Source organism: Bacillus sp. GMa5/1, from assembly GCF_050172015.1.
Lineage (GTDB): Bacteria > Bacillota > Bacilli > Bacillales > Bacillaceae_G > Bacillus_A > Bacillus_A cereus.
On sequence record NZ_JBNLYC010000050.1, the window covers coordinates 1 to 23,640 of the forward strand.

The window sequence follows — 23,640 nt, forward strand, 5'->3', positions numbered from 1 at the left end:
ATATTAACACTGGAAAGAACTATATGTAAATAATAAAAATAGATTGTTAATTTCTTAGAATAATATATTGAAAAAGCGGATTCTCATGTGTGATAGAACCTATTTTTAATATATTTTGCTAAAAAAAACAATTGGTGTGGGCTAATAATAAGTGGGGATGAAGAAACCCCCACTTATTAAAGTTTCACTTTATTTTTCAATTTTTGCCCACTTGAAGTTTAATTGCCCTGCAAAGTCTACTTGCACAATTCCTTTCACATAAGAACGTTCTAAATAAGATTCGCCTTTTTGGTAAAGAGGAGCGATAACAGAGTCTTTAAATAATATTTTCTCGGATGCTAGTAATGCTTCCCAGCGAGCTTTTTCATCACCAGCTAAAGTTGTTTTCACTTTTGCTATTGTTTCATCGAATTCCTTATTAGAGTAATGATCTAAGTTATAAGGGTTATTCGTTGTAAATAGCTCAAGGAATGTAATTGGATCCGCAAAGTCAGGGCTCCAGCCATCAATTCCGATTTCGTAGTCACCTTTTAATAAAAGCGAAACTTGTTGCTTACGCGGTTGCGGTTTTATATTTACTGTTAATCCATTTAGATTCTTTTCTAGTTGTCCTTTTAAGAATTCACCAGTTTTCTTATCAAGATCAGCATCACTCGTTAATAATTCTAATGTTATCTTTTCAGAACCAAGCTCTTGTTTAGCTTTTTTCCATAACTCTTGTGCAGATTTTGTATCAACTTTTGTTAAATCGCCATTTGCAGTACGGAAGTCTTTTCCTTCAGGTCCTTTTGCAAAGTTTTTTGGAACGAGACCAAATGTTGGTGTAGATCCATCATTTAATAACGTATTTACAAAGGATTTTCTATCAATTGTTTGATCAATTGCTTGGCGTGCAGAAACGTTTTGAAGCACTTTGTTTTGTTGATTCATACGTAAAAATTGTACGCCTACGTTTGGACGTTCTTTAAAGTTAGCATCCTTTTTATATTTATCGACGAAGTCAGATGTTAGTTTTATACGATCTAATTGTTTTGACTCGAATAAATTTACTTCTGTTGATTTTTCTTTTACGACGTTAAAATTGATTTCTTCTAGTTTGACAGTATCTTTATCCCAATAGGTAGGGTTTTTCTTGAATTTAAAGCTTTGTTCGTGCTTCCAATCGCTTAGTGTAAAAGCTCCGTTGTACAAGATTGTATTATCTTCTAAAGCGTACTTATCACCTTGTGCTTTAAAGAATTCCTCGTTAATTGGTAGAAATGTTGGGAACGCTGTTAAGCTAATAAAATACGGAACAGGACGCTCCAATTCTACCTCAAACGTATGGTCATCAACTGCTTTTACACCAAGTTGGTCGGCTGGAAGTTCTTTGTTGTTAATTCTTGTTGCGTTTTTAATATCAAAGAATAGAAATGCATATTCAGAGGCTGTTGCTGGATCTACGGCTCTTTGCCAAGCGAACACAAAATCTTTAGCTGTAACAGGAGTGCCGTTTGACCATTTTGAATCTCGTAAATGGAATGTGTATTTCGTTTTATCGCCACTTACTTCATGAGATTTTGCAACACCAGGAACAGGTTTGTTACCTTCACCAAGATTATACAAACCTTCAAATACGTTTCTCATTACTTGACCAGAATCAGTATCTGTAGCACGAGCCGTATCCATTGTTCGTATTTCAGTAGGTGAAGATAAGTTTAAAACCTGTTTACTAGGTGCCTCGTCTTTTGCATTTGCTCCGCTTGCTTCGTTTTTATAACTACCGCAACCAGTTAATAAAATACTTACTCCTACAACTGATGCAATACCGGGTACAAACTTCTTTTTCATTTGATTTTCCTCCTAAATAATTAAGTTTGGATGATGATGAGGGAAATGAAAAATAAAAAATCCCTCTTTTCATATTGAGAAAGAGGGATTTTTACGTACAAGTTATGCACCCGTATATAAACGAAGTCCCTCATTCTATCTTTCAAGCATAAAGCTTGCAGGAAGTGGCACAGTATTCAAAATGAACCTGTTGCCGAGGTTTCAAAGGGCCAGTCCCTCCACCTCTCTTGATACAATGAGTAAACGAATAAATTTTATTAATTTTTGTGTTTCTTTGATAATTCAAAATCTTACACCTTGAATAATGAAGTGTCAACTAAATGAAATATAGTTTAAATTTTCAGTTTTATTAAATAGAAAAACCACTGCATAGGACAGTGGTTTTTCTACTAGAAGTTAAAGTTATCTGGATCTGGACCAACGCGACGATCATCATTTAAAGCTTGAATTGCTTTCATATCATCAGCACTTAATTCAAAGTCGAAGATGTTTGCATTTTCAATAATGCGATGTTCTTTAATTGATTTGGGAATTGTTACAACTTCGTTTTGTAAATCCCAGCGTAAAATAATTTGCGCAGTTGATTTATTATATTTTGTCGCAATTTCTTGTAACGTTGGATTATCTAGTAGTTGTCCTTGCATTAATGGTGACCAAGCTTCAAGCTGGATATTATGTTCTTTACAGAATGCATGTAACTCTTCTTGTGCTAAACGTGGGTGGTATTCCACTTGGTTGACCATTGGCTTAATTTCAGCAATTTCAAACACGTCTTGTAAGTGGTGAATGTGGAAATTACTCACACCGATAGCGCGAACACGGCCATCTTTATAAAGTTTTTCTAATGCTTTCCATGATTCGGTATATTTCCCTTTTACAGGCCAATGTACTAAATATAAATCTAAATATTCTAGACCTAATTTCTCTAATGTAGTTTCAAATGCTTGAAGTGTTGTTTCATATCCTTGATCGTTATTCCATACTTTTGAGGTAATAAATAATTCTTCGCGTGAAACACCGGATTCACGAATCGCTTGTCCAACGCCTTCTTCATTTTGATAGATTGCTGCAGTATCGATGCTGCGGTAGCCATTTTTAATTGCTGCTTTGACAGAATCAATTACTTCTGAACCATCTTCTACTTTAAAAACACCTAAACCAAACCAAGGCATTTTTACACCGTTATGTAATGTTGTATAGTCTTTTAAACTTGTTAAAATCATATCATTTCCCCCTAGCTTTTTTGTTTGTTGCTTCTACTGCTTTTTGAATTGCCTCTGAAAAATTATATTCGTATAAAGTTTTGAGACCCTCAGCTGTGGAACCACCTGGCGTTGTTACTTGTTCGCGGAGGTTAGCTGGATTTTGCGTTTGTTCGAGCATAGAAGCAGAGCCAGAAATCATTTGAATGACAAGATGTTTTGCGGTTTCTTCATCGACTCCATAACTTTTTGTTGTTTCAATTAAGCTTTCAGCAAAGTAATAAAGGAAGGCTGGTGCACTTCCAGTAACTGCAGTAAGCTGATGAACTTCTTCCTCAGTACAAAGTTGCGAAGTACCAATACCTTTTAAAAGCAGTTGCAGGGTTTCTTGATGCATCTCATTTACTGATTGTCCCATTGTATATAAGGAGATAGATTTTCCAATTTCAGCAGCTGTATTAGGCATAATCCAAGCAACAGGCGTGCCCTTTGGGAGTCTAGCTTCTAAATAAGATGGTCCAATGCCAGCTGCGACTGTTACGACTAGTTGATTTGATATTAACGGAGATAGCTCAGCTAATAACTCTTCATGAGCAGAAGGTGGCATTGCTAAAACAACCGTATCAACAGATGTAACATGCTGTTTCCAATCTGTTGCAGTAGACACATTATATCGATGTTGTAACTGTTTTAGCTTTTCTACGTTGCTTCGATTAGAGACGATAATTTCTTCGATGTACTCTTTGCTTGTTTTAAGTAATCCGGAAAATATAGCTTCTGCCATACGACCGGCACCAATAAATAAAATTCGATGTTTAGTTAGCATATTCTTTATTCCTTTCTAGTAGAGATATGTTATAAAAACGATATCATCTTTAAGAGAATGTTGTAAAAAGAAAAGACTTACCGTAGATGGAATGGATAATGAGAAGGCGGAAATTCATGCTAATATTAACTGTTATTAATCTCTTTATATGTGTAGCTGGTTTGCTAGAGTGGAAGAGCAATTATAGGGGGCAAGAACATACAAATAATTATATCTAGAAAATAATTAGAATTGAAAAACCCCTGAAGCATATATGCTTCAGGGGTTTACTAATAGAATATAAGATTATGCTTTTGTCATACCAAGTAATACAGCGCCGCCGATAATTAAAACACTACCTAGTGCAATAAAGATCAATTGACGTTTTGTTTTCTTTTCACCTAAGAAGACAATCGCACCAAATGTTGAGATAACGATTCCAGTTTGAGATAATGGGAAGCTTGTTGCTACTCCAACACGTGGTAATGAAAGAAGTAAGAATAAGTTTCCAGTTCCCCATAGTAAACCAGACAAAGCATTACGGATTGCATATTTGTTAAATGGTTTATGTTTAGACGTCAGTACAACCGCACCAACAAACATACCAACTGCTTGTGGTAAAATAGCAGACCAACCATCAATATTATACCAACGAATAATAATTACATATACAAGATAGCCGAAAGTAGAAACAATTAAAGTAAGAAGTCCTTTTTTCAATTGTCCAGGTGGCTGAGCATTTTCTTTATCATCTAATGATGTGAATACAACACCAACTACAATTAATAGGATTGCAATCGTTCCCAGAATGATCGTTGTAGTAGTAGTCCACTCACGGAAAGCGATAACCCCAAAGATAGAAGTTGCAACAAGTTGCATACCAGTAGAAATCGTTACAGTAGTTGAAACACCTAGTTTTTCAACTGTTTTTAATTGGTTTACTTGTCCTAAAGCCCAGAATAAACCTGAAATAAAACCAACAATTAAGATTGTCATTGTTAAAGCTGGTTGAGTAAATACATACATAATTGTTGCGAAGAATAGAGCACCGATTGTCATACCTACCGTTTGGCTATATGCACCACCGCCCATTTTTACGCTTACTAATAAGATGTTTCCCCATGCAATTGCAGGAAGAAGCGCTAATAAAATGTCCATTACAAGACTCCCTTCGGTTTGCTATACCAATATAGTTACATATCGTTCTAACGATCGGTAATGCCCCACTAATAGAGTAGAAGATTACCGATCGCTAAAACAGGATGAAGAATTCACAATATAAATGCGTTTTCATTTCTTCATTTTTTGAAACACCTCCATATAATAACAGGAAATTGCCTATTTTAGAAAGTGAATTCAAATAAAATGTATATTTAAATAAGAGGTAAAATTCAGTTATTTCCCATTGGTATATTTTATTTCCTAAGAAATAAAGAAGCAGCTTCGACAAAAGCTGCTTTAAGAGTTAGTGATTCTTTTATTAATAAGTTGAATACATAGTAGAAATACGAGTGACATACCGATAGTAATAACTACAAGTGTCCAGGCGAGTTGCATATTACTTGCATCAATAGCCATGTAAATTGCAGTTGGGATTGTCTGTGTTTTACCAGGAATGTTCCCAGCAAACATGAGTGTAGCACCAAACTCACCGAGCGCGCGGACAAAGCTCAAAATCATCCCGCTTAGTAAGGCAGGAAATGCGAGTGGAAGTGTAACGTGCAGAAAAACTTGATATTCACTTGCGCCAAGGTCACGAGCACTTTCTTCAATTTGTACATTTGCGATAGAAAATCCCGTTTTCGCTGATTGGTACATAAGCGGAAATGCAACAACTGTAGAAGCGATAATCGCAGCAGTAGATGTGAACATAATAGACTGCTGAAATAATGATTCAACCCACTTTCCGATCGGGCTGTTGTTTCCAAAGATGATAATGAGAAAGAAGCCGATAACAGTTGGTGGAAGTACCATTGGTAATAAAAATATGGTTTCTAATAGTACTTTATATCGCCATGAGGAGCGAGCTAGTGCTCGCCCGACAATTGTCCCTAAAATTGTAACGAGAATAGTGGCGCACGCAGCTACTCTTAAAGATAGAAAGACAGGCGATAAAATAGCATCAATGCTCATAGTAATTACGACAGAACTGTAAATCCATATTTCTTAAAGATAGATTGTGCATCTTTTGACTGCAAATACTCATAAAATGAAGTCGCCTCTTTCTTATGTTTAGATTCCTTTATAACACCTAAAGGATAGTGGATTGGCTCATGAGAAGTAGCTGCTGCTGTCTCACCAATCTTTACTTTATCCGAAATGAGAGCATCTGTTTTGTATACGATGCCAGCATCGACATTCCCTGTTTCTACATATGTTAACACTTGGCGAACATCTTTTGTAAATACGACTTTATTTTGAACATCATTCCAAAGGTTTTCGTGTGTTAGAGAAGCCTTTGCATATTTGCCAGCAGGTACAGATTCAGGTGTACCAAGTGCAATTTTTTTGATTTTCTCATCTTTTAAATCTTGAAATTTTGTAAGTGAACTATCTTTAGGGATGACTAGAACTAGTTCATTTCCAAGAAGATTTTTCCCTTCTTTTTCACTAATGAATCCTTTTTTTACAAGGGTTTGGAATTTATCTTCTGCTGCAGAGAAGAATAAATCAGCAGGTGCACCTTGTTCAATTTGTTGTTGAAGTGCTCCAGAAGCACCGAAGTTAAAAGAAAGTTTGATATTTGGCTCTTTTTCTTTATATTGTTTTTCGATTTCTTTTAATGCATCTTGTAAGCTTGCAGCAGCTGAGATAGTCAGTTCAACTGTTTTATCCTCTTTAGCAGCTGACTTTGTATGCTTTTCCCCACTTGTACAAGCAGCACTAAATATAAGAAGGAAAGAAAGTATAAGTGCCCCGATGGAACGTAATGTAAATTTATTCATAAAAAAATCCCCTTTCGTTTTGATACATCTAATTATAACTAATTATATCTAAATATAACTAGTTATAATTGAATGTAATTTGAACATATATCTATTTTTAAAAAATAGGAGAAATATTCTTTTCTTTGTTACAATGAAAGGAGAAAGTGAGGAATCGTCTATGGATCATCATTCCTACACAACGGAAGAAGTAGCAAAGCGATTAAAAGTATCAAAATTAACTGTATACGACTTAATTAAAAAAGGAGAACTTCCTTCTTATAGAGTTGGTAGACAGATGCGCATTGATGCAACAGATTTAGATCAATATATAAAACAAATGAAAACAGGAAAGGTACAAGTTACTCCTGTAAAAAACGATGGTAGTAGTATCTTGAACACGTGTATTATTAGTGGTCAAGAACTAACGTTAGATATGTTAGCTAAACGTATAGAAAATCGTTTGCCAAGTTCTAATGTTTTAAGGGCGTATCAAGGTAGCTTAACGAGTTTAGTGAAAATGTATCAAGGAGAAGGAAGTATCGTTAGTTTGCATTTGTTTGATGGTGAAACTGGTACATATAATGTTCCTTACGTAAAACGCATTTTAGTAGGACAGCCATGCATTATGATTAATTTATTGTCCAGAAATGTAGGATTTTATGTCCGAAAAGGAAATCCGAAGAGAATAAAGGCATGGGCTGACATATCCGGGTCCACTATAAAGTTTGTGAATCGAGAAAAGGGTTCTGGTATTAGAGTGTTAGTCGATGAACAATTACGAATCCAAAAATTAAATAAAGCTGATATTAGTGGATATGAATGGGAAGAATCGAATCATCTTGGTGTTGCCACGCAAGTTGCAAATGGAAAAGCTGATGTAGGAGTAGGTTCAGAAAAGTTTTCGCAAATTGTAAATGTGGACTTTATTCCAATCATGAAAGAACAGTATGATTTAGTAATTTTGAAGAATAAAGAAAATGAAGAGTTGATTGAAGTTGTGAAAGACATTCTGCAATCGGAAGAATTTCATAATGAATTAAATGCGATTGGCGGATATGATATTACGAAAACAGGTCAAATTGTATATGAAACAAACTAAAAAGCTGCTTGTCTATAAGACGAGCAGCTTTTTCTATATATAAAGGGGGTTGGGAAAACAAAGTGTTAAACAAGACCTTGAGCAAGTGTATAAATGAAAGCCGTAAGAAGAGTGGCTCCACTTGCAAGTCCGATAAAGTCTGATTTGTTGAAAGTAATGTTGTTCATTATAAACTCTCCTTATTTGTTTAATGTAGTTGCAACAGCTTTTGCATCGACAAGTGCGGATAGCACCATGCCCATTGTATTTAAAAATTTATTTGATTTCATATTGTTCATCATGCGTATCCGCTCCTTTTCGAATTGTTGTTGCCCTGCTTATGTCTTAATTATAGGAAATATGGCTACTTGCAACTATCGAATTAGCTTACGAAAGACTTACACTTTTGTAAGAAAAAAAGACATTCATGTAAGAATGTCTTTCACAGCATATTGATATGATGATGGTCTTCAATTGTTTTTAAAAAACTACGCATTGAATTCGTCATATAGCTATCTTTACGGCGTATGAAAACCGTTGAAATACTGCCGTATTTTTCAGGGATTGCATGACAATGTACCTTACCTGCTTTAGAAAGATGATGGACAGCAGACTGTGGTACGAGTGTAATTCCGAGGCCGAGTGCAACGCTGTTTAATATTGTCTCTAATATATTGAATTCCATAATTCTTTTTGGTAGCAAACCTTCATCTTTAAGCCAACGTTCTAGTTTGGAGCGGTATCCACATCCTTGGTTAAAAACGAGTAGAGGAGTTGTTGTAAATTCTTCTATATGAAAGGCTTTATTTTGTGTTATAAGCATTAATTTCTCTGTACTAACATCGTATTGTTCGATTAGTGGATGTTTAATAGGACCTGATATAAAGGCGCCATCCAATTGATGATCAAGTACTTCTCTAATTAATTCTTCTGTTAGACCCGCTTGTAATGATAAATCGACATTTGGATAGCTTTTATAGTAAGAAGATAAAATGGTAGGCAGTGTACTTACTGTTTCGACTGTACCGATTTTCAATATACCGGAGGGTGTTTCGCTATCTAAAAATACTTGTTTTAGTTCGTCGACATCTTGCAAAATTTTACTAACATAAACGAGCATTTTTCTTCCTTCAGCTGTTAAAGTCATTCCTCGTTTATGGCGGTAAAAGAGTGGGGTTTTTAATTCGTTTTCTAGTTGTTTAATACGTGTAGTTACATTTGATTGTACATAATTTAATTCCTTTGCTGCGCTACTTACACTACCCTGATCGGCAACGCTTTTAAAGATTTGTAAGTCTCGTAATTCCATTTTGTAATCCCCCTTGATGTTAACTATCATTATAAATGATAGTTAACATCATTTTGAATCATTTTACGTGATATATTTTTTCTTTTACAATTCTCTTTGTGCAAATAGAAAGAAACGGGGGATTGCGGTGAGAAGAGGTCAAATGATAATAGGGGCTGTAGCGTGTTTAATTGCGAGTATGTCATGGGGAGCGATGTTTCCAGTTGCTGATCATGCGCTAGAATACATAGATCCATTTTATTTTTCGCTTATTCGCTATGGAGCAGTGGCGATAATGCTGATTGTATTGTTGTTAGTGAAAGAAGGAAAACAGGCATTTCGTTTAGAGAGAAGAGGAAAGTTACTCGTCTTTTTTGGAACGATGGCATTTACAGTATATAATGTCCTCATATTTTTAGGGCAAATGTTGATGGGTAAGTCGGGTGTAATGGTAGCTTCCATTATGGAAGCACTTATGCCGATGATTTCTATTTGTATTTTATGGGGATATAAGCATATAAAACCGAAGAAGTATAAGATAACGAGTATGGTTATTGCTTTTGTAGGAGCTGTGTTTGTTATTACAAAAGGTGACATGAGTTTCTTTGTAACATTGAAAGATAATATGTTCCCATTAGCATTTATATTTATTGGTGTTATAGGCTGGGTTATTTATACGATGGGTGGTCAAACGTGTAGTGATTTGTCAACATTACGTTATTCTACGTTGACGTGTGTATTCGGTACGACTGTTACAGGAATTATAACGGTAATTATTACGTGGCTTGGATATGTTTCAGTTCCTAGTATGGGAACGATTTCTATTGTGAAATATGATTTGTTATTTATGATGACATTGCCAGGTATTGTAGCGCTACTTGCTTGGAACTACGGTGTGAAAATTTTATCATCCATTAATGGGATTTTATTTATTAATTTTGTACCAATTACGACTTTAGCTATTATGATGATGCAAGGGTATCAAATCACAATGTTTGATATTATAGGGACTGTACTTGTTATTGCAGCACTTATTCGCAATAACGTTTGCCAGAGAAAAGAAGAAAATATAAATAAGAGAGTTTTACAAGAAGAACAATTACGTCAAGCTGTTTAATAGGCAAATGGAGGATTTCACATGTTAGAAAGTTTATTGTTTTTCTTCGCCGTCGGAGTTGGCTGTGAGCTTGCAGCAATTAATCGAAATGGTCGTAAAAAGATAAAACAACAAGCTGAGCTGATACAGCTTTTAAAAGAGTTGAAAGAAAGAAAAAATTAAAAAGACGACCGGGCATAGACGGTCGTCTTTTTCTATATAAAGGGGAAAGGGGACACAAAGTTATACAAGCGTAGCAGCGTAAATAAAAGCAGTAAGAAGAAGAGAGCCGCTAGCTAATCCTAAAAAGTCTAATTTGTTAAAAGTGATGTTATTCATAATACATTCTCCTTACTTGTTTAATGTAGAAGCAACAGCTTTTGCATCGAAAAGAGCCGATAATACCATGCCCATTGTATGTAAGAAATTGTTCGTTTTCATTTTGTTCATCATATTAATCGACTCCTTTTCGAATAATTGTTGCCCTGTTTCTGACTTAATTGTATGAAATATAGTAAGAAGTAACTATCGAATTAGCTTACAAGAAAATTACACTTTTGTAAGAATTGAAATTTAACAATTCATACTTATTTTTATTACCAACTCCTAAAACTTAGTGTTATAATTGTTGTAAGAATATGATTATACTTCGGATGTTTAGAAAGGAACGAAATAAATGTATAAACCAATTACATTTTTGTTGAAATATATATTTAAAACAGCTGGGAAAGTAGAAGTGCAAGGAAGAGAAAAGCTACCAGAAGGTGGTCCGTATGTTGTTGCGTGTACACATACAAGTTTTATGGATGTATTAATGTTAGCTACAGGGATGTACCCAACTCAAATTCATTACATGGCAAAAAAAGAATTATTTGAAGGGAAATTCAAAAATTGGTTCTTTAAAAATGTAAATGCATTCCCTGTAGATCGCGCGAATCCGGGACCGAGTACACTTAAAATTCCATCACGTTTATTAAAAGAAGGAAAGGTAGTAGGGATTTTTCCGAGTGGAACGAGATCAGCGGAAGATGTTTCATTAAAAGCGGGTGCTGTGACAATTGCGATGCGTTCTAATGTACCTTTAGTGCCGGCAGCTTATGTTGGTCCATCAAGTGTAAAAGAATTAATAAAGGGGAAAAAGGCAAAATTGATTTTTGGAGATCCGATTCAAATTGAGGCTGGAGAACAAATAGATCGAAAAACCGCTATGAAAATGATGACAGATCAATTAAATGAGAAGTTTGAGGAGTTAAAAGAAGCTTTGCAATCAAATCAAAAATAAGAAAAGACGACCGGGCATAGACGGTCGTCTTTTCTATTACTATTTATAATAAAGGGGAAAGGGGACACAAAGTTATACAAGCGTAGCGGCGTAAATAAAAGCAGTAAGAAGAAGCGAGCCACTAGCTAGTCCTAAAAAATCTAATTTGTTAAAAGTGATGTTATTCATAATATATTCTCCTTACTTGTTTAATGTAGAAGCAACAGCTTTTGCGTCGATAAGAGCGGAAAATACCATGCCCATTGTATGTAAGAAATTGTTCGTTTTCATTTTGTTCATCATATTAATCCGCTCCTTTTCGAATAGTTGTTACCTTGTTTCTGACTTAATTGTATGAAATGTTGCGGAAAGTCACTATCGAATTAGCTTACAGAAAAATTACACTTTTGTAAGAGAAACAAATGAAGGTGTAATGATAAGAAGATTTGACATATGTTCATGAGATTCATTAACTTAAAGATAGAGGTGAGTGCATGGCTAATATTAAAGATATCGCAAAGATGGCGGGAGTTTCAGTTACGACTGTTTCGAGAGTGTTGAATGATCACCCATATGTAAGTGAAGAAAAAAGGAAAGCGGTTATAGAGATAGTTGAGAAATTGAATTACTCGCAAAACGCAAATGCTGTTCATTTATCAAAAGGAAAGACGAATATTGTTGGTGTGATTTTACCGTATATTAATCATCCGTGTTTTGATGCGATGGTGAGCGGAATGATGGAGATTGCGTTAACTCATAATTACAGAGTGTTACTTTGCCAAACGAATTATAATAAAAAAGAAGAAATGAAAAGTTTACATATGTTAAAAACAAAACAATTGGATGGTCTTATTATTTGTTCACGTGCAAATGATTGGGAAACGATAGAACCGTATGCTTCTTACGGCACAATAATTGCTTGTGAAGATAATGATATTTCAAACATCTCAAGTGTATATACGAATCATTCAGCGGCCTTTCAATTAGGAATGGATTATTTGATTGAGAAAGGTTATAAAAAAATTGGCTATTGTACGGGAAGAAAATTAGGGCCGAGTAGTCAAAAGCGTTTTGATGTTTATAAACAGCAATTGCAATCTATAGATGAAGAGGTTAACGAAGAATGGATTTTTACAGAATGTTTTACACTAGAAGATGGTGTAAAAGTGGCTCATAAGTTAAAAGAGATGCAGGATCTTCCTGGAGCATTAATAGTAGCAGGTGATGAAGTTGCGATTGGGGTTATGACAGAGGTTGAAAAATTAGGGATTCAAGTTCCTGAGGATTTAGCGATTATTGGCTTTGATAATCAACCTATCTCGCAAGTGTTACAATTGACAACTATTGATCAAAATTTAAAGGAGATAGGGAAAACTGCTTTTGAAATGTTGCATAGAAAAGTGAATGACGAGAGTTCTAAACAAGAAAAGCTGGAAATTCCATACGAACTTGTGGAACGCTCTACAGTTTAATCTTAATCCGTTATGTGTATAATCGCATAACGGATTATTTTTTTGAAATATCTTTGACAGGAAACGCGTTTCATACTTTATAAAGGAGTTAAACCGGTCTGTAATATCCATGGATTCTTTTCAAGTGTTAAAGCAGTGAATAGAATTTGGAGGAATATGCATGAATGAACTTTTATCGAGTATGAAAAAGTATGTAGATGATGATGAAAAGATTTTGGTTTTTGTGGTAGGGATCTTTGAGAAGGATAATTTCATGTTATGTTATCAACATGGAATTTTTGTTGCCACTACTAGACGCCTCCTGTTTTACGGGAAATTTCCTTACTATCCTTCAACATTTAAAGAGTACTCATATGTGCATATAGATAGCATAGATTTTCATCCGTACTTTGAGTTTACTTGTAATCATGAAACCATTCGCGCTAAGTATATTCAGAAAGGGAATGTGGAGCAATTTGTCCGTGCAGTTAGAGCAAATATGAATAATTAATCAACCCTCTGTTTAAACATAATATTTCAATTTTTAAGAGGGAAAACGCGGAATAAAAACCACTTCTAAACCTCTAGGAGATAGTGATACAATGTCAAATGGGGGGAGGGTATGAACTATGGTTAATCAACGTATAAAGGAAATAACACTAATTACAATTGGTTCATTATTATTCGCAATTGGTATTAATTACTTTGCAATTCCAAACCGTTTATCGGAAGGTGGAATTATTGGTTTAACGGTTGTTACGTACTACTTATTTGATTGGTCACCAGGGATTGTGAATTTTGCTATAAATGCAATTTTACTAGCTATTGGTTATAAATTTTTTGATAAGAAAACAATGATTTATACAATTTTAGGGATTGTAGAAACATCTTTGTTTTTATACGTTACAGAACATATTGAGTATCATGTAAATAGTGATACATTATTAGCAGCTTTATTTGCTGGTTTATTTGTGGGTATTGGATTAGGCTGTATGTTCAAAGCCGGAGGTACATCGGGAGGGTCAGCAATCTTAGCTCGGTTAGCAAATCAATATTTAGGTTGGAGCGTAGGTAAAGGCGTACTAATTATTGATATTGTTGTAATTGCTGGTTCTGTATTTATAATAGGGCAAGAAAAGGCAATGTATACACTTGTAGCTGTGTTCATCGGAGCGAAGGTGATTGATTTCATTGTAGAAGGAATGGATACAAAAACGGCTGTTACGATTATCTCGAATCAACCAGATTTAATTCGTGAAGCTATTACGAAAAATATGACACGCGGTGTTACTGTATTAGAAGGGCGCGGCGGATATACTGGTAAAAATAAAGAAGTTTTATATGTTGTTATTAATAAACAAGAGCTTGTTAAGTTAAAACAAGTTATTAGCCGGGTAGATGAAGATGCTTTCGTTGTTATACATGATGTACGTGATGTACTTGGCGGTGGCTTTAAAGCAAGCTAAAAGGTGAACGAGTAAATTCGTTCACCTTTTTTAATTCTTACAAAAATGTAAGTGTAATGTAATGAGATTCAATAGTAGATTTTATTCCCCCTTTTTAAAATGGATGTATATATATCCTGCAGAGGAGGAATGTTTATTATGAAGAAAAAAATGATCACTACTATAATAGCGATGATAGTGATAGTAGTAATGTTACTGCCTACGAAACTTGGACCGGTTATCGATAAATATAATCCATTTTATAAGACGAAAGAATACTATACGGTTGTGAATACAATTGGTCAGCATATTGGTGATGAGTGGTATGAATATGAATTTATTGCATTCGATGAACGTGGTAGAGAGCAGAAAATAAAGAAAACGGTTAAGCATATGTTAAAGAGAGATGAAGCATTAAAGGTTTTTGCAAAAGGACGTTACGGTGAATCAATTGAAGAGATTGAGGTTGCAAATATTCCTATAAATGCGAAGAGTAAACTTTTAACGATGAGATAGTGAAATATACCCCCAGCTATTTTTTGTCGAAAATAAAAATACTAGGTAAGGGTATTTTTGTGGTTAATAAAAAGCCTTAGTCTATATGGACTAAGGCTTTTTTGTTATATAAAGGGGAAGGGGGTACATTGTAGTAGCACGGGTGAAAGGTATAAGAAGAGTAGCTACTAGCAATGCAATTTGGTTATTTGAGTGTTCTTCTTATTTGGCTTACTTTCTAACTTTATTGTACGAAATATAAGTAAGGGAAACTATCGAATTACATTACACATAACTTACAAACATGTAAGTCTTCTGTAATGTAATTCGATAGTTAAAAGATAGTAATTTTCATATAGTGTAACTAGAAAGTCTTAATGTATTACTTTCTGTTTGTAATGAAGAATGAAAAACCAACTAATTTTTAATAATCCTCATCTGAATAAAGATGAGGATCCTTTTTTAAACCTTACAACATTGTAAGGTTTACGTAAGTTAATTCGATAGTAAATTTGTCATATTTTTTGCATAATAGATACAGATAGAAAAATAATTAGGGATCTAGTAAGAAGGGAGAAAAATGGGATGCGTAAAGAAGAAGTAGTGAAGTTACCAATTAAAGATTTCTGTAGCTACTTTACTGTTGCCGTAGTGTGTATTGGATTATTTGATATCATAACAAACTTAATTGTTAAATAATATAGATGCTAAAACAAGAAAGGAAGTCCTTTCTTGTTTTTTTTATGGGGGCATAAAGATGAAATGGATTGATAGTCATATACATGTTGATCAATATAAGGATGAAGAGAAGAACAGATTACTGAAAGAGGTGGAAAATAGTAATGAAATAAAGGGGCTTATTGCTGTATCTATGAATTATCAATCTTGTAAGGAAACGTTATCTTTAGCGAAGAAGTATCCCTTTATATATCCAGCGATAGGGTTTCATCCAGAGCAACAGATTCATAAAGAAGAGTGTGAACAGATTTATAAACTTATTGAACAGAACGCAGAGGAAATTGTTGCGATTGGTGAAGTAGGTTTGCCCTATTATTTGAGAAAAGAAGATGAAAGAATTGCTGCAGATCCATACATAGCTGTATTGAAAAAATTTATAGAACTAGCTAGTAAGTATAATTTGCCGATTGTATTACACGCAGTTTATGAAGATGCTGACATTGTATGTGATTTGCTAGAGAAATATAAAGTTTCACTTGCACACTTCCATTGGTTTAAAGGAAGCGATGAAACAATGAAACGGATGATGAGAAATGGTTATTATATTTCGATTACACCGGATGTTTTATATAAGGAGAAGATTAGAAAAATCGTTTCGTATTATCCGCTTGAATATATGATGGTAGAAACAGATGGACCGTGGGAATTTCAAGAGGGTGTTATAACGCATCCAAGAATGATTCGAGAGGTATTAAAGGAAATTAGTTCTATAAAAAACATATCCATTGATAAGGTCGCAAAAACAATATATGAAAATACAAGTCGATTTTATTTGAAAGGATAGGAGAATTATAGTTTTAATCATGTAACGGAAAAAGTGAAAATTGAATGTATTTAATAAAATGCCACGGTTTGATATATGACAAAAAACCACCAAGCGTTCCGCTCGGTGGTTTTGTATTAGGATTCTAATTTTCTCGCACGTTTTAATAATAAAAGAAAGACAATGATAACGAACCCCAGTATAAGGAAGAAGCCATATTGCTTTATATAATCAATTATGTCATTCGCACTGGTTGGTTTTTCAACGTGAATGCCGTCTTTATTCGTCGTAATATGAATATCTTTCATTTTTACTTCATTCTTTTCCTTTTGTAAATCAATCCACTCTATATTTGGAATACTTTCTAGATCCTTTAATACTTCTTTTAATGGTTTCACACCTAAGTAAGGATGATAGAATGCACCAATAACTCCATCGGATAATTTAGAAACAGATAGAGCACGTTCTTTCATTTTAGCAATAGTTTGTGGCGTATCTTCTTCAATAAATCCGACTGTTTCAGGCAATAGTTTCATTCCATGTAAAAATGACGGAGTACTTGTATAATATGGTGAGTGCATGGATTTCCAAGTTGTATCATTTAACTGTAGTTGTCCTACATAAGTTGAAAAGTACCTTGATAATATTTCATATCCTTTTTGAGACATCGTGTAATGAGGTGCTTCAAAGGCAACAGGATATAGTTTAGCATCTACAAGTTCTTGAATTCCTTTTTCAATATGATCTTTCGTATATTTTCCCTCGAATTCTTCCCCTTTTTTTACATATTGGTTATATGCCTCTATATTTGGAAAGTCATCTTTTGTCTTCGGTTTTTCATGCTTCGGTTGGCGAATTGGTTGATCTGTTTTGACATCCCAAAATTCAAAGCCCTCACCTGTTTCACTGTCATAAAATTGGTGAGTATAACCATGCATAATAATTGCTGCACCATCATCTTGCATAGAGCGTAAAAGATCAACTAGTTCTGGTTTATCTTTTAAATGTATTATCTTTCCTGTATCTGGATCTTTATATACCGGAATAATAGTAATCATGTAAGGCATCTTTTTCTCTTTTAGTAATTCAGCAATTTCTTTTAATTGATTTATATCTGCTGCTGGGTGAACATCCTCAAGACGTAAATAAGCTTCAACTTTATTTTTCGTTGGTTTTTGGCTGAAATAAGAAAATAACATTTCACCGACGTAATGAGACATCCAGTCAAAGAGGTTAGGTGTTGCAACATAATAAGATATTTCATGCTGAACGATTAGTGGGTTAGTGTTATTTGAGCTTAAAGCGTTAGCAAGCACAGTTCCATTCGTATCAAATGATTGAATTAATCGTTCCTCTTCTAAGGTATTTTTTAGCTTCTTTTCTGGATATTCAATTTTATTAACTCGTATATCGTCACTCTTCAATGTAATGAAAGAAAAACGCTTAGATAATTGTTCAACATTTTGTCCTAATACTAATACAGGGCCGGAGAAGTTTTCTAGAAATTGTTTCGTTTCATCAGAAAACGCTTCTTTTGTTTCACCGATATAAACAATATGTGTATAGGAGGATACGTTATTAATTGAAGTTGCTTCTTTTAAGTTTTTTACGGTTATATCATTTGTAAAATGTCCTAATTGAGTATTAAGGATTTGAACATTATTTGAAACTTTATCGTCTTGTGTACTATACAAAACAAGTACTTTTGGTTTTGATGATGTTTGTGCAGAGGTGTAGGTAGGGATGAGTAGTAAAATGCTGAACAAGAGTGTTAGGCATTTTTTCATTTTGTACGCTCCTATTCTATATATAGAGTTCAGTTTACAATTATATACAAAAAATGCGTTATAGTCTATGAAAGTTACATTTTTGCACGTATTTACCAGCTGTTTTTTCACAAAATCGGTCTAAAGCATGATGATAATACGTATAGTTATTTGCTATGATAAAAGAGTAATAGAATGTAGGTAATTGTAAAGGGAAGGCTGAAAGGGGACAAATTTCAGCGGAGAAAGAGGTAGAGGTAGTGAAGAAATTCTTTGTAGGATTTTTAGTTGTTCTTGGAGTATATTTATATTTCCAAGGAAAGTCTGAAGGAATGGATAAGCTAGTGAATGGAACAAGCTATGTTGATTCAGAAGAAGCAAAACAGATGAAACAAATCATTATAGAGGAAGCGAAGAAAGTAAATCTTCCAGAATGGATACCTCTTGCAATTGCCGAGCATGAAAGTCGATTAAATCCAAGAAGTGTTGGAGATAATGGAACTTCATTCGGATTGTTTCAACTACACCGCGGCGGCGGGCTTGCACCAGAACATTTAACTGATGATGAGCTGAAAGATCCACGTACAAATGCGCAAATTGCAATGCCGCATTTAATGAAAGGATATAAGCGTGGGGTGCAAAAAGGTTTGACTGATTTTGCATTACTGAAATATATAGCGAATACATCTGGATGGCCAGGGAATTTAGGGCCAGAGTGGACGGATAATAACATGAAGTATAACATCGGACTAGAAGATGTGTACTATCGAAATAAAGGTGTAATAAAGTGAAACTTTAATCAGTGGGGGAGTCTGTTCATCCCCCGCTGATTATTAGTCTTCACCAATCGGGCTTTTACGAGCAGTTAATCTTCCACCTAAATTCTAGCGTTTTCCGGATTTTGAGGTGGAAGTTTTACTGCTCGTTAATGCGGGGTCAAAGAGTAGGTTTTCTATACCTACTCTGTTTTTTTATGAATAATTTCATCCTTTTCTTTCGTGAAATACTGCGTGAGTTGTATTTTCACCTCTTCTAGTTTTGTAGAAACTTGCGGTATTTTATATCCTACATACAATGGTGAAACGACAAATCTAGGTACAACTTTACAAATGATTTTTCCATTTAAGTAATAAAAGAATAAGTTATAACTACTGCATCCTTTATGGAAATCTATCAGTATGTAACGTACAGTTTGCTGAATGTAATTTGCCATTTCATCTAGATATGAAATATTATCAATGATTATATTGAATTCAGTGAAGCCAATAATGGGACGCTCTGAAATATTAAGCTCAATGCGTTCATTTTTTTGAACAATTACCCCTTGAAAATTTTCTTCTTCAATATTTTCAAGATAATCTACATATTTCATTCCGATAATTTGCATGTGTGCATGATGCAAACTTCCACCTGAAAATGGACCGTGATTTTTGTATAAAATTACAGATGCAAATTCTTCGTTCTTCTGTAAGTGTAACCAATGTTGAATAGAAAATTGCATTAATTTTCGCATATGTTCTTCTGTATATGTTGCGATATGATCTTCGCAATTATCTGTTTCAATCAGCACCGTTTGAAATGTATCTTGTAATGTAGGAAATTTATTTTTTAACCAAATAATAGAACCATCAGTTGCTAAAATATCCGTTAAATGTTCTTTATCGCAAAATGGACATGCAGCGCTTCTATTCCGAATACTTTCTGGTTTTTGTTTACCGATATCGTTTGAAAAATATAGTTGTTGTGTATCCATTTGTATATATGCCCCTTTAAAATATGTGTAAAAATCCCGCTTAATACATTCGGGAAAAGGAGAAGGAAATCCTCTAAAGACAATATGGAAAAAATAAAAGACAAGATATCCTCATTACGATAGGGTACCTTGTCTTTTATTTTTTCTCTAATAGTGTGTATGGATAATATAGAACATTTTCATTATTTTTCTTTTTTCTATTTTTTATTGTGTATAAAGTGATTGCTGTGCTTGCAATTATAATAATGGCTTTCTTCATATTCATATACCCCTTTTTATTGTTGGTTTAATTCTTGGCTAACTGCTTTTGCATCGACTAAAGCGTGTAAAATCATTTTCACCATGTTCATCATATTTCTTCACTCCTTTTTATAGTTCATTTAGTTCTTTTACAACTGCTTGTCCGTTCACTAATACCTCAAAGATTGCTTTTACGATTTCTTTCATCATGTTTGTTTCCTCCTTGTGTTTGTCACTCTTGTTTTACATCTTTATTGTATAGGGAGGCATCTTTTCGTACTATCGCTTTCCATTACGTGAACATAACAGTTTTGTAAGATTTGATGTCACTTATTGAAATGTTTAGTCTATCTTCATTATTTTCAGAAAAATGACTATTCAAACATGAAATTGGAAAGTATAATAAAGAAGTAAGTATTAAATTCCGTACGAAAGGGGTGAATGAGATGAAACGTTCTTTAGCTGCGCGTGCCAAATTTTTAGATTTTATCTATTTTTGTCGTGCGATTTTTCATGATGTAGTTGTTAACGGGATACGTATGCCCTTTTTTAACAATTGCATAGTGACTATTGAACGATAGAAATCTCTTCGCCCATTTTTAATAAACGTGTGAAAAGGGAGCTATTTGGCTTCCTTTTTCTATGCCGAAAACCATGGGGAATGTTTCTTTCTCATGGTTTTTTATATTGAAAGGAGTACGGAAAATGACTATTTGTAGTGTAAATAATGTAACGAAATCTTTTGGTGGAAACATCATATTTGAAAATATATCGCTTGAAATAAAGAATGGTGAACGTGTTGGGTTAGTTGGTCGTAACGGTAGTGGGAAGACAACAATCTTGGGGCTTCTAACGGGAATGGAGAGTTTGGATGCAGGAGCCATTCATATGAAGAAAGGTACACGTATTGGTCATGTCGCACAAATTCCGAAGTTTGATGAGGCCATGACTGTATATGATGTATTGAGTTCCGCTTTTAAAGTAGAAAAGGAATTAGAAAAAGAAATGCATGCTCTAGAAAAAAATATGGCGGAGGAGCAGGAACAATCTTCTTTGAAAAAGCTAATGGAGAGGTACGGAATAATTCAAGAAAAATTTGCATTTCTCGGTGGTTATGAAATAGAGGCAAATATAATGAAGGTAGCAAATGGCTTACAAGTAACAGACTTATTTCCAAGAGTATTTACGGAATTAAGTGGAGGAGAACAGACGAAAGTAAGCCTTGCATATATGCTATTGCAGAAACCAGATTTACTTCTATTAGATGAACCAACAAATCATTTAGATTTGTTTGCAGTTGAATGGTTAGAGAAATTTTTAAAAGAATATAATGGAACAGTTATGGTTATTTCACACGATCGCTATTTCCTTGATGAAGTTGTAACGAAAATTTTTGATCTGGAAGATGGAGAGATTCACGTGTACCATACGAATTATTCTCAGTTCGTTGAGGAGAAGGAAGAAAGATTACTTCAAGAGTTTCAAGCTTATCAAGAGCAGCAAAAGAAAATAAAGAAAATGAAAGAAGCAATTAAGCGCCTACGTGAATGGGCAAATCAAGCGAATCCTCCGAATGAAGGATTGCATAAAAGAGCGAGGAATATGGAACGTGCGTTAGAGCGTATAGAGAAATTAAAGAGGCCAATTTTAGAAAGAAAACAGATGGGTCTTCAGTTTGAAGGGCAAGAGAGAAGCGGAAAAGATGTTGTTGTAATGAAAGAAGTGAGTAAAGGTTTTGCTGGCCGACCTTTATTTGAACAAGCGAATTTACATGTTCGTTTTCAAGAGCGTACTGCTATCGTTGGTCGTAATGGTACAGGAAAGACTACATTATTAAAACTACTATTAGAAGAAATAAATCCAGACGTTGGTGAAATTCGCATTGGCAGTAGTGTCAAAATTGGTTATTTATCACAGCATACGTATGGAAATGTGAAGAGTAATGTATTGGAAGCGTTTAGAGAGTATGTGGCTGTAACAGAAGGAGAAGCAAGACATATATTAGCTAAGTTTTTATTTTATGGTCCAGCGGTGTTTAAGAAAGTAACACAACTGAGCGGTGGAGAAAAAATGAGGTTAAGACTTGCGCAACTTATGTATCAAGACATCAATTTTCTAATTTTAGATGAGCCGACAAACCACCTTGATATTGAATCAAGGGAAGTTTTAGAGGAAGCCCTTGAGCAATATAATGGGACGATTTTAGCTGTTTCACACGATCGATATTTTTTAAATAAGTTATTTGAAAAGACGTACTGGATTGATAGATGCAAATTATTTGAGTTTGCAGGAAATTATGCATGGGCTCGTCAAAAGTGGGAGGAAAAGCTTGAGAAGCAAGTAATAAAGCAGAAACGCCAAGGGAGAAAAAGTGTTGAAACGGTTCCTGTAAAAGAGAAAGAAGCTAGGAATCTTGAAGAGATTGAAAATGAGTTAATGCATGTAGAAGAAGATATATATGCAATAGAATGTGGAATGGAACATGTAGCTGATGTTGAAAAACTTGAAAAATTATATGAGGAAAAAACGAAGAAAGAGTTGTTACGAGCAGATTTATATAATGAATTAGAGAATATTGTGGAGTAATGAGTAGAAAGCCACTTCCTTTCAGTTTTGCTGGAGGAAGTGGCTTTCTTCATAATGATATTTTGCTTTAAAGGTTAAATGAAGCGATGTGTTTCACGTGAAACAGTAACTTAGATAAATCCGTGTTCCTCAATTTGCATAGCTTGTGAAACATATGAAAATAATAAGGTGAAAAATAAATGTCATTAGTGGTTTTTGGATAGGAGTAATTACAAAAACAAAGGCTAATTATTTCCCGAGAGATAAAGTGAGGGCTTTTACGGGCACCCCGACCCAGACCTAACTTCTTTTGCTTTCGCTGAATTTTGAGGTGGGGGTCTTACTGCACGGCAAATAGCGGGATAAATATGTGTAACAGAGACTAGTGAATGGAAACGACAAGAGAGCAAAGTTACAGCTTTACGCGCTGAACTCTGCTCTCTTTTTGCGTGCCATCTTCTCTCGTTGAAATTATAATAGCGATCCCGAGCATAATAAAAAAAGCTAAAAAGAGGACGAACTTTGGGAAGAACGGGAATAGTAATAGCGCTCCGACTATCATAATTGTTAATAATACGTAGTGCAGGACGTATTGGAATAGGTTGTCCATATTTTCGCCCCCTTTTTGGTAATTGGTTATTAGTATTCTATGTTTCATGCTGAAGGAATAGAAGTAGATTTTTAAGTTTTAATACGAATTATAGCTGAGTTTTCTTAAAGTATAAATGTAGAGTGATAATTTTGGAAAAATTCTCAAAATATTTATTTAGAAAGAATTGACAAAACATAATGAACGATATAAGCTAATAACCATAAAGTCTACCGGAAAGGTCGGAATAAGATTGTTACCCCTCAAAAACATCTATTTTTTTCTGATTAAAACCGACTTTTCCGATTGGCTATAAATGTGCTGTGGGAGGCATACATAAGCTAATAA

26 protein-coding genes and 1 riboswitch are annotated in these 23,640 nt (G+C 34.3%); of the genes, 12 read left to right on the top strand and 14 right to left on the bottom strand.

Annotated features, from left to right (window positions below):
* Positions 1-189 precede the first annotated feature (189 nt).
* The 6 genes from ACQGSG_RS14215 to modA form a co-directional block, all read right to left on the bottom strand.
* Positions 190-1,830, bottom strand: coding sequence for a peptide ABC transporter substrate-binding protein (locus ACQGSG_RS14215; protein WP_325842681.1), 1,641 nt, complete (start codon positions 1,828-1,830; stop codon positions 190-192).
* A 132-nt stretch (positions 1,831-1,962) separates the two neighbouring features.
* Positions 1,963-2,067, bottom strand: a riboswitch (SAM riboswitch).
* Positions 2,068-2,219: 152 nt separating this feature from the next.
* Positions 2,220-3,053: an aldo/keto reductase gene (locus ACQGSG_RS14220; RefSeq protein WP_325842682.1), complete on the bottom strand. Its 834-nt coding sequence runs from the start codon at positions 3,051-3,053 to the stop codon at positions 2,220-2,222.
* 1 nt (position 3,054) lies between these two features.
* Entirely contained in the window at positions 3,055-3,858 is an 804-nt protein-coding gene (gene proC / locus ACQGSG_RS14225; protein ID WP_000956278.1) for a pyrroline-5-carboxylate reductase, read from the bottom strand.
* A gap of 285 nt (positions 3,859-4,143) precedes the next feature.
* Positions 4,144-4,995 carry a GRP family sugar transporter gene (locus ACQGSG_RS14230; RefSeq protein ID WP_000353544.1) on the bottom strand — a complete coding sequence of 284 codons (852 nt, stop codon included), beginning with the start codon at positions 4,993-4,995 and terminating at the stop codon, positions 4,144-4,146.
* 300 nt (positions 4,996-5,295) lie between these two features.
* A complete protein-coding gene (gene modB / locus ACQGSG_RS14235; RefSeq protein WP_000020526.1) occupies positions 5,296-5,970 on the bottom strand; it encodes a molybdate ABC transporter permease subunit in 675 nt (224 codons plus the stop codon).
* Between the two features lie 5 nt (positions 5,971-5,975).
* On the bottom strand, positions 5,976-6,782 hold the full coding sequence (gene modA / locus ACQGSG_RS14240; RefSeq protein WP_001032229.1) for a molybdate ABC transporter substrate-binding protein: 807 nt from the start codon (positions 6,780-6,782) through the stop codon (positions 5,976-5,978).
* Between the two features lie 160 nt (positions 6,783-6,942).
* Between modA and ACQGSG_RS14245 the strand changes: the two genes are divergently transcribed.
* Entirely contained in the window at positions 6,943-7,863 is a 921-nt protein-coding gene (locus ACQGSG_RS14245) for a substrate-binding domain-containing protein (protein ID WP_001987638.1), read from the top strand.
* Positions 7,864-7,928: 65 nt separating this feature from the next.
* Here ACQGSG_RS14245 and ACQGSG_RS14250 read toward each other — a convergent pair whose 3' ends face one another.
* Together ACQGSG_RS14250 and ACQGSG_RS14255 are read right to left on the bottom strand one after the other, a co-directional pair.
* Positions 7,929-8,030 carry a DUF3948 family protein gene (locus ACQGSG_RS14250; protein WP_001060018.1) on the bottom strand — a complete coding sequence of 34 codons (102 nt, stop codon included), beginning with the start codon at positions 8,028-8,030 and terminating at the stop codon, positions 7,929-7,931.
* Positions 8,031-8,284: 254 nt separating this feature from the next.
* Positions 8,285-9,151 (bottom strand): LysR family transcriptional regulator, encoded by an 867-nt coding sequence (locus ACQGSG_RS14255; protein WP_000423040.1) that lies wholly within the window; start codon positions 9,149-9,151, stop codon positions 8,285-8,287.
* Between the two features lie 127 nt (positions 9,152-9,278).
* On the opposite strand from ACQGSG_RS14255, the gene ACQGSG_RS14260 reads away from it, so the two are divergent.
* Positions 9,279-10,247 carry a DMT family transporter gene (locus tag ACQGSG_RS14260; RefSeq protein WP_325842683.1) on the top strand — a complete coding sequence of 323 codons (969 nt, stop codon included), beginning with the start codon at positions 9,279-9,281 and terminating at the stop codon, positions 10,245-10,247.
* 21 nt (positions 10,248-10,268) lie between these two features.
* The gene (locus ACQGSG_RS14265; protein ID WP_061140073.1) at positions 10,269-10,409 is read left to right on the top strand and encodes a YrzO family protein; all 141 of its coding nucleotides are present in this window, start codon (positions 10,269-10,271) and stop codon (positions 10,407-10,409) included.
* A gap of 60 nt (positions 10,410-10,469) precedes the next feature.
* On the opposite strand, the gene ACQGSG_RS14270 is transcribed toward ACQGSG_RS14265, so the two are convergent.
* Complete coding sequence (locus ACQGSG_RS14270; RefSeq protein ID WP_001060007.1) at positions 10,470-10,565, bottom strand: DUF3948 family protein; 96 nt, start codon at positions 10,563-10,565, stop codon at positions 10,470-10,472.
* 337 nt (positions 10,566-10,902) lie between these two features.
* Between ACQGSG_RS14270 and ACQGSG_RS14275 the strand changes: the two genes are divergently transcribed.
* The gene (locus ACQGSG_RS14275) at positions 10,903-11,508 is read left to right on the top strand and encodes a lysophospholipid acyltransferase family protein (protein ID WP_000277777.1); all 606 of its coding nucleotides are present in this window, start codon (positions 10,903-10,905) and stop codon (positions 11,506-11,508) included.
* Positions 11,509-11,580: 72 nt separating this feature from the next.
* On the opposite strand, the gene ACQGSG_RS14280 is transcribed toward ACQGSG_RS14275, so the two are convergent.
* Positions 11,581-11,676, bottom strand: a complete 96-nt coding sequence (locus tag ACQGSG_RS14280) for a DUF3948 family protein (protein ID WP_001060007.1) — start codon at positions 11,674-11,676, stop codon at positions 11,581-11,583.
* Between the two features lie 305 nt (positions 11,677-11,981).
* Between ACQGSG_RS14280 and ACQGSG_RS14285 the strand changes: the two genes are divergently transcribed.
* From ACQGSG_RS14285 to ACQGSG_RS14305, 5 genes are all read left to right on the top strand, one after another.
* Positions 11,982-12,959: a LacI family DNA-binding transcriptional regulator gene (locus tag ACQGSG_RS14285; protein ID WP_001273899.1), complete on the top strand. Its 978-nt coding sequence runs from the start codon at positions 11,982-11,984 to the stop codon at positions 12,957-12,959.
* A 160-nt stretch (positions 12,960-13,119) separates the two neighbouring features.
* The gene (locus tag ACQGSG_RS14290; protein ID WP_001004251.1) at positions 13,120-13,449 is read left to right on the top strand and encodes a PH domain-containing protein; all 330 of its coding nucleotides are present in this window, start codon (positions 13,120-13,122) and stop codon (positions 13,447-13,449) included.
* Between the two features lie 118 nt (positions 13,450-13,567).
* Positions 13,568-14,404, top strand: coding sequence for a YitT family protein (locus tag ACQGSG_RS14295; protein WP_000248040.1), 837 nt, complete (start codon positions 13,568-13,570; stop codon positions 14,402-14,404).
* A gap of 138 nt (positions 14,405-14,542) precedes the next feature.
* On the top strand, positions 14,543-14,899 hold the full coding sequence (locus ACQGSG_RS14300; RefSeq protein ID WP_000728422.1) for a YxeA family protein: 357 nt from the start codon (positions 14,543-14,545) through the stop codon (positions 14,897-14,899).
* Positions 14,900-15,635: 736 nt separating this feature from the next.
* Positions 15,636-16,400 (top strand): TatD family hydrolase, encoded by a 765-nt coding sequence (locus ACQGSG_RS14305; RefSeq protein ID WP_098381851.1) that lies wholly within the window; start codon positions 15,636-15,638, stop codon positions 16,398-16,400.
* 116 nt (positions 16,401-16,516) lie between these two features.
* Here ACQGSG_RS14305 and ACQGSG_RS14310 read toward each other — a convergent pair whose 3' ends face one another.
* Positions 16,517-18,166, bottom strand: a complete 1,650-nt coding sequence (locus ACQGSG_RS14310) for a DUF2334 domain-containing protein (RefSeq protein WP_098794390.1) — start codon at positions 18,164-18,166, stop codon at positions 16,517-16,519.
* Positions 18,167-18,405: 239 nt separating this feature from the next.
* Between ACQGSG_RS14310 and ACQGSG_RS14315 the strand changes: the two genes are divergently transcribed.
* The gene (locus tag ACQGSG_RS14315) at positions 18,406-18,936 is read left to right on the top strand and encodes a transglycosylase SLT domain-containing protein (RefSeq protein WP_000713248.1); all 531 of its coding nucleotides are present in this window, start codon (positions 18,406-18,408) and stop codon (positions 18,934-18,936) included.
* Between the two features lie 167 nt (positions 18,937-19,103).
* On the opposite strand, the gene ACQGSG_RS14320 is transcribed toward ACQGSG_RS14315, so the two are convergent.
* Both ACQGSG_RS14320 and ACQGSG_RS14325 read right to left on the bottom strand, forming a co-directional pair.
* Positions 19,104-19,898, bottom strand: a complete 795-nt coding sequence (locus ACQGSG_RS14320; RefSeq protein ID WP_325842685.1) for a DUF4931 domain-containing protein — start codon at positions 19,896-19,898, stop codon at positions 19,104-19,106.
* 136 nt (positions 19,899-20,034) lie between these two features.
* The gene (locus tag ACQGSG_RS14325; protein WP_001998915.1) at positions 20,035-20,163 is read right to left on the bottom strand and encodes a hypothetical protein; all 129 of its coding nucleotides are present in this window, start codon (positions 20,161-20,163) and stop codon (positions 20,035-20,037) included.
* A 421-nt stretch (positions 20,164-20,584) separates the two neighbouring features.
* Between ACQGSG_RS14325 and ACQGSG_RS14330 the strand changes: the two genes are divergently transcribed.
* On the top strand, positions 20,585-20,719 hold the full coding sequence (locus tag ACQGSG_RS14330) for an RAxF-45 family protein (RefSeq protein WP_000830643.1): 135 nt from the start codon (positions 20,585-20,587) through the stop codon (positions 20,717-20,719).
* A gap of 124 nt (positions 20,720-20,843) precedes the next feature.
* Positions 20,844-22,724, top strand: coding sequence for a ribosomal protection-like ABC-F family protein (abc-f, locus tag ACQGSG_RS14335; RefSeq protein ID WP_426947540.1), 1,881 nt, complete (start codon positions 20,844-20,846; stop codon positions 22,722-22,724).
* A 391-nt stretch (positions 22,725-23,115) separates the two neighbouring features.
* Here abc-f and ACQGSG_RS14340 read toward each other — a convergent pair whose 3' ends face one another.
* On the bottom strand, positions 23,116-23,313 hold the full coding sequence (locus ACQGSG_RS14340) for a hypothetical protein (protein ID WP_325842686.1): 198 nt from the start codon (positions 23,311-23,313) through the stop codon (positions 23,116-23,118).
* Positions 23,314-23,640: the final 327 nt, after the last annotated feature.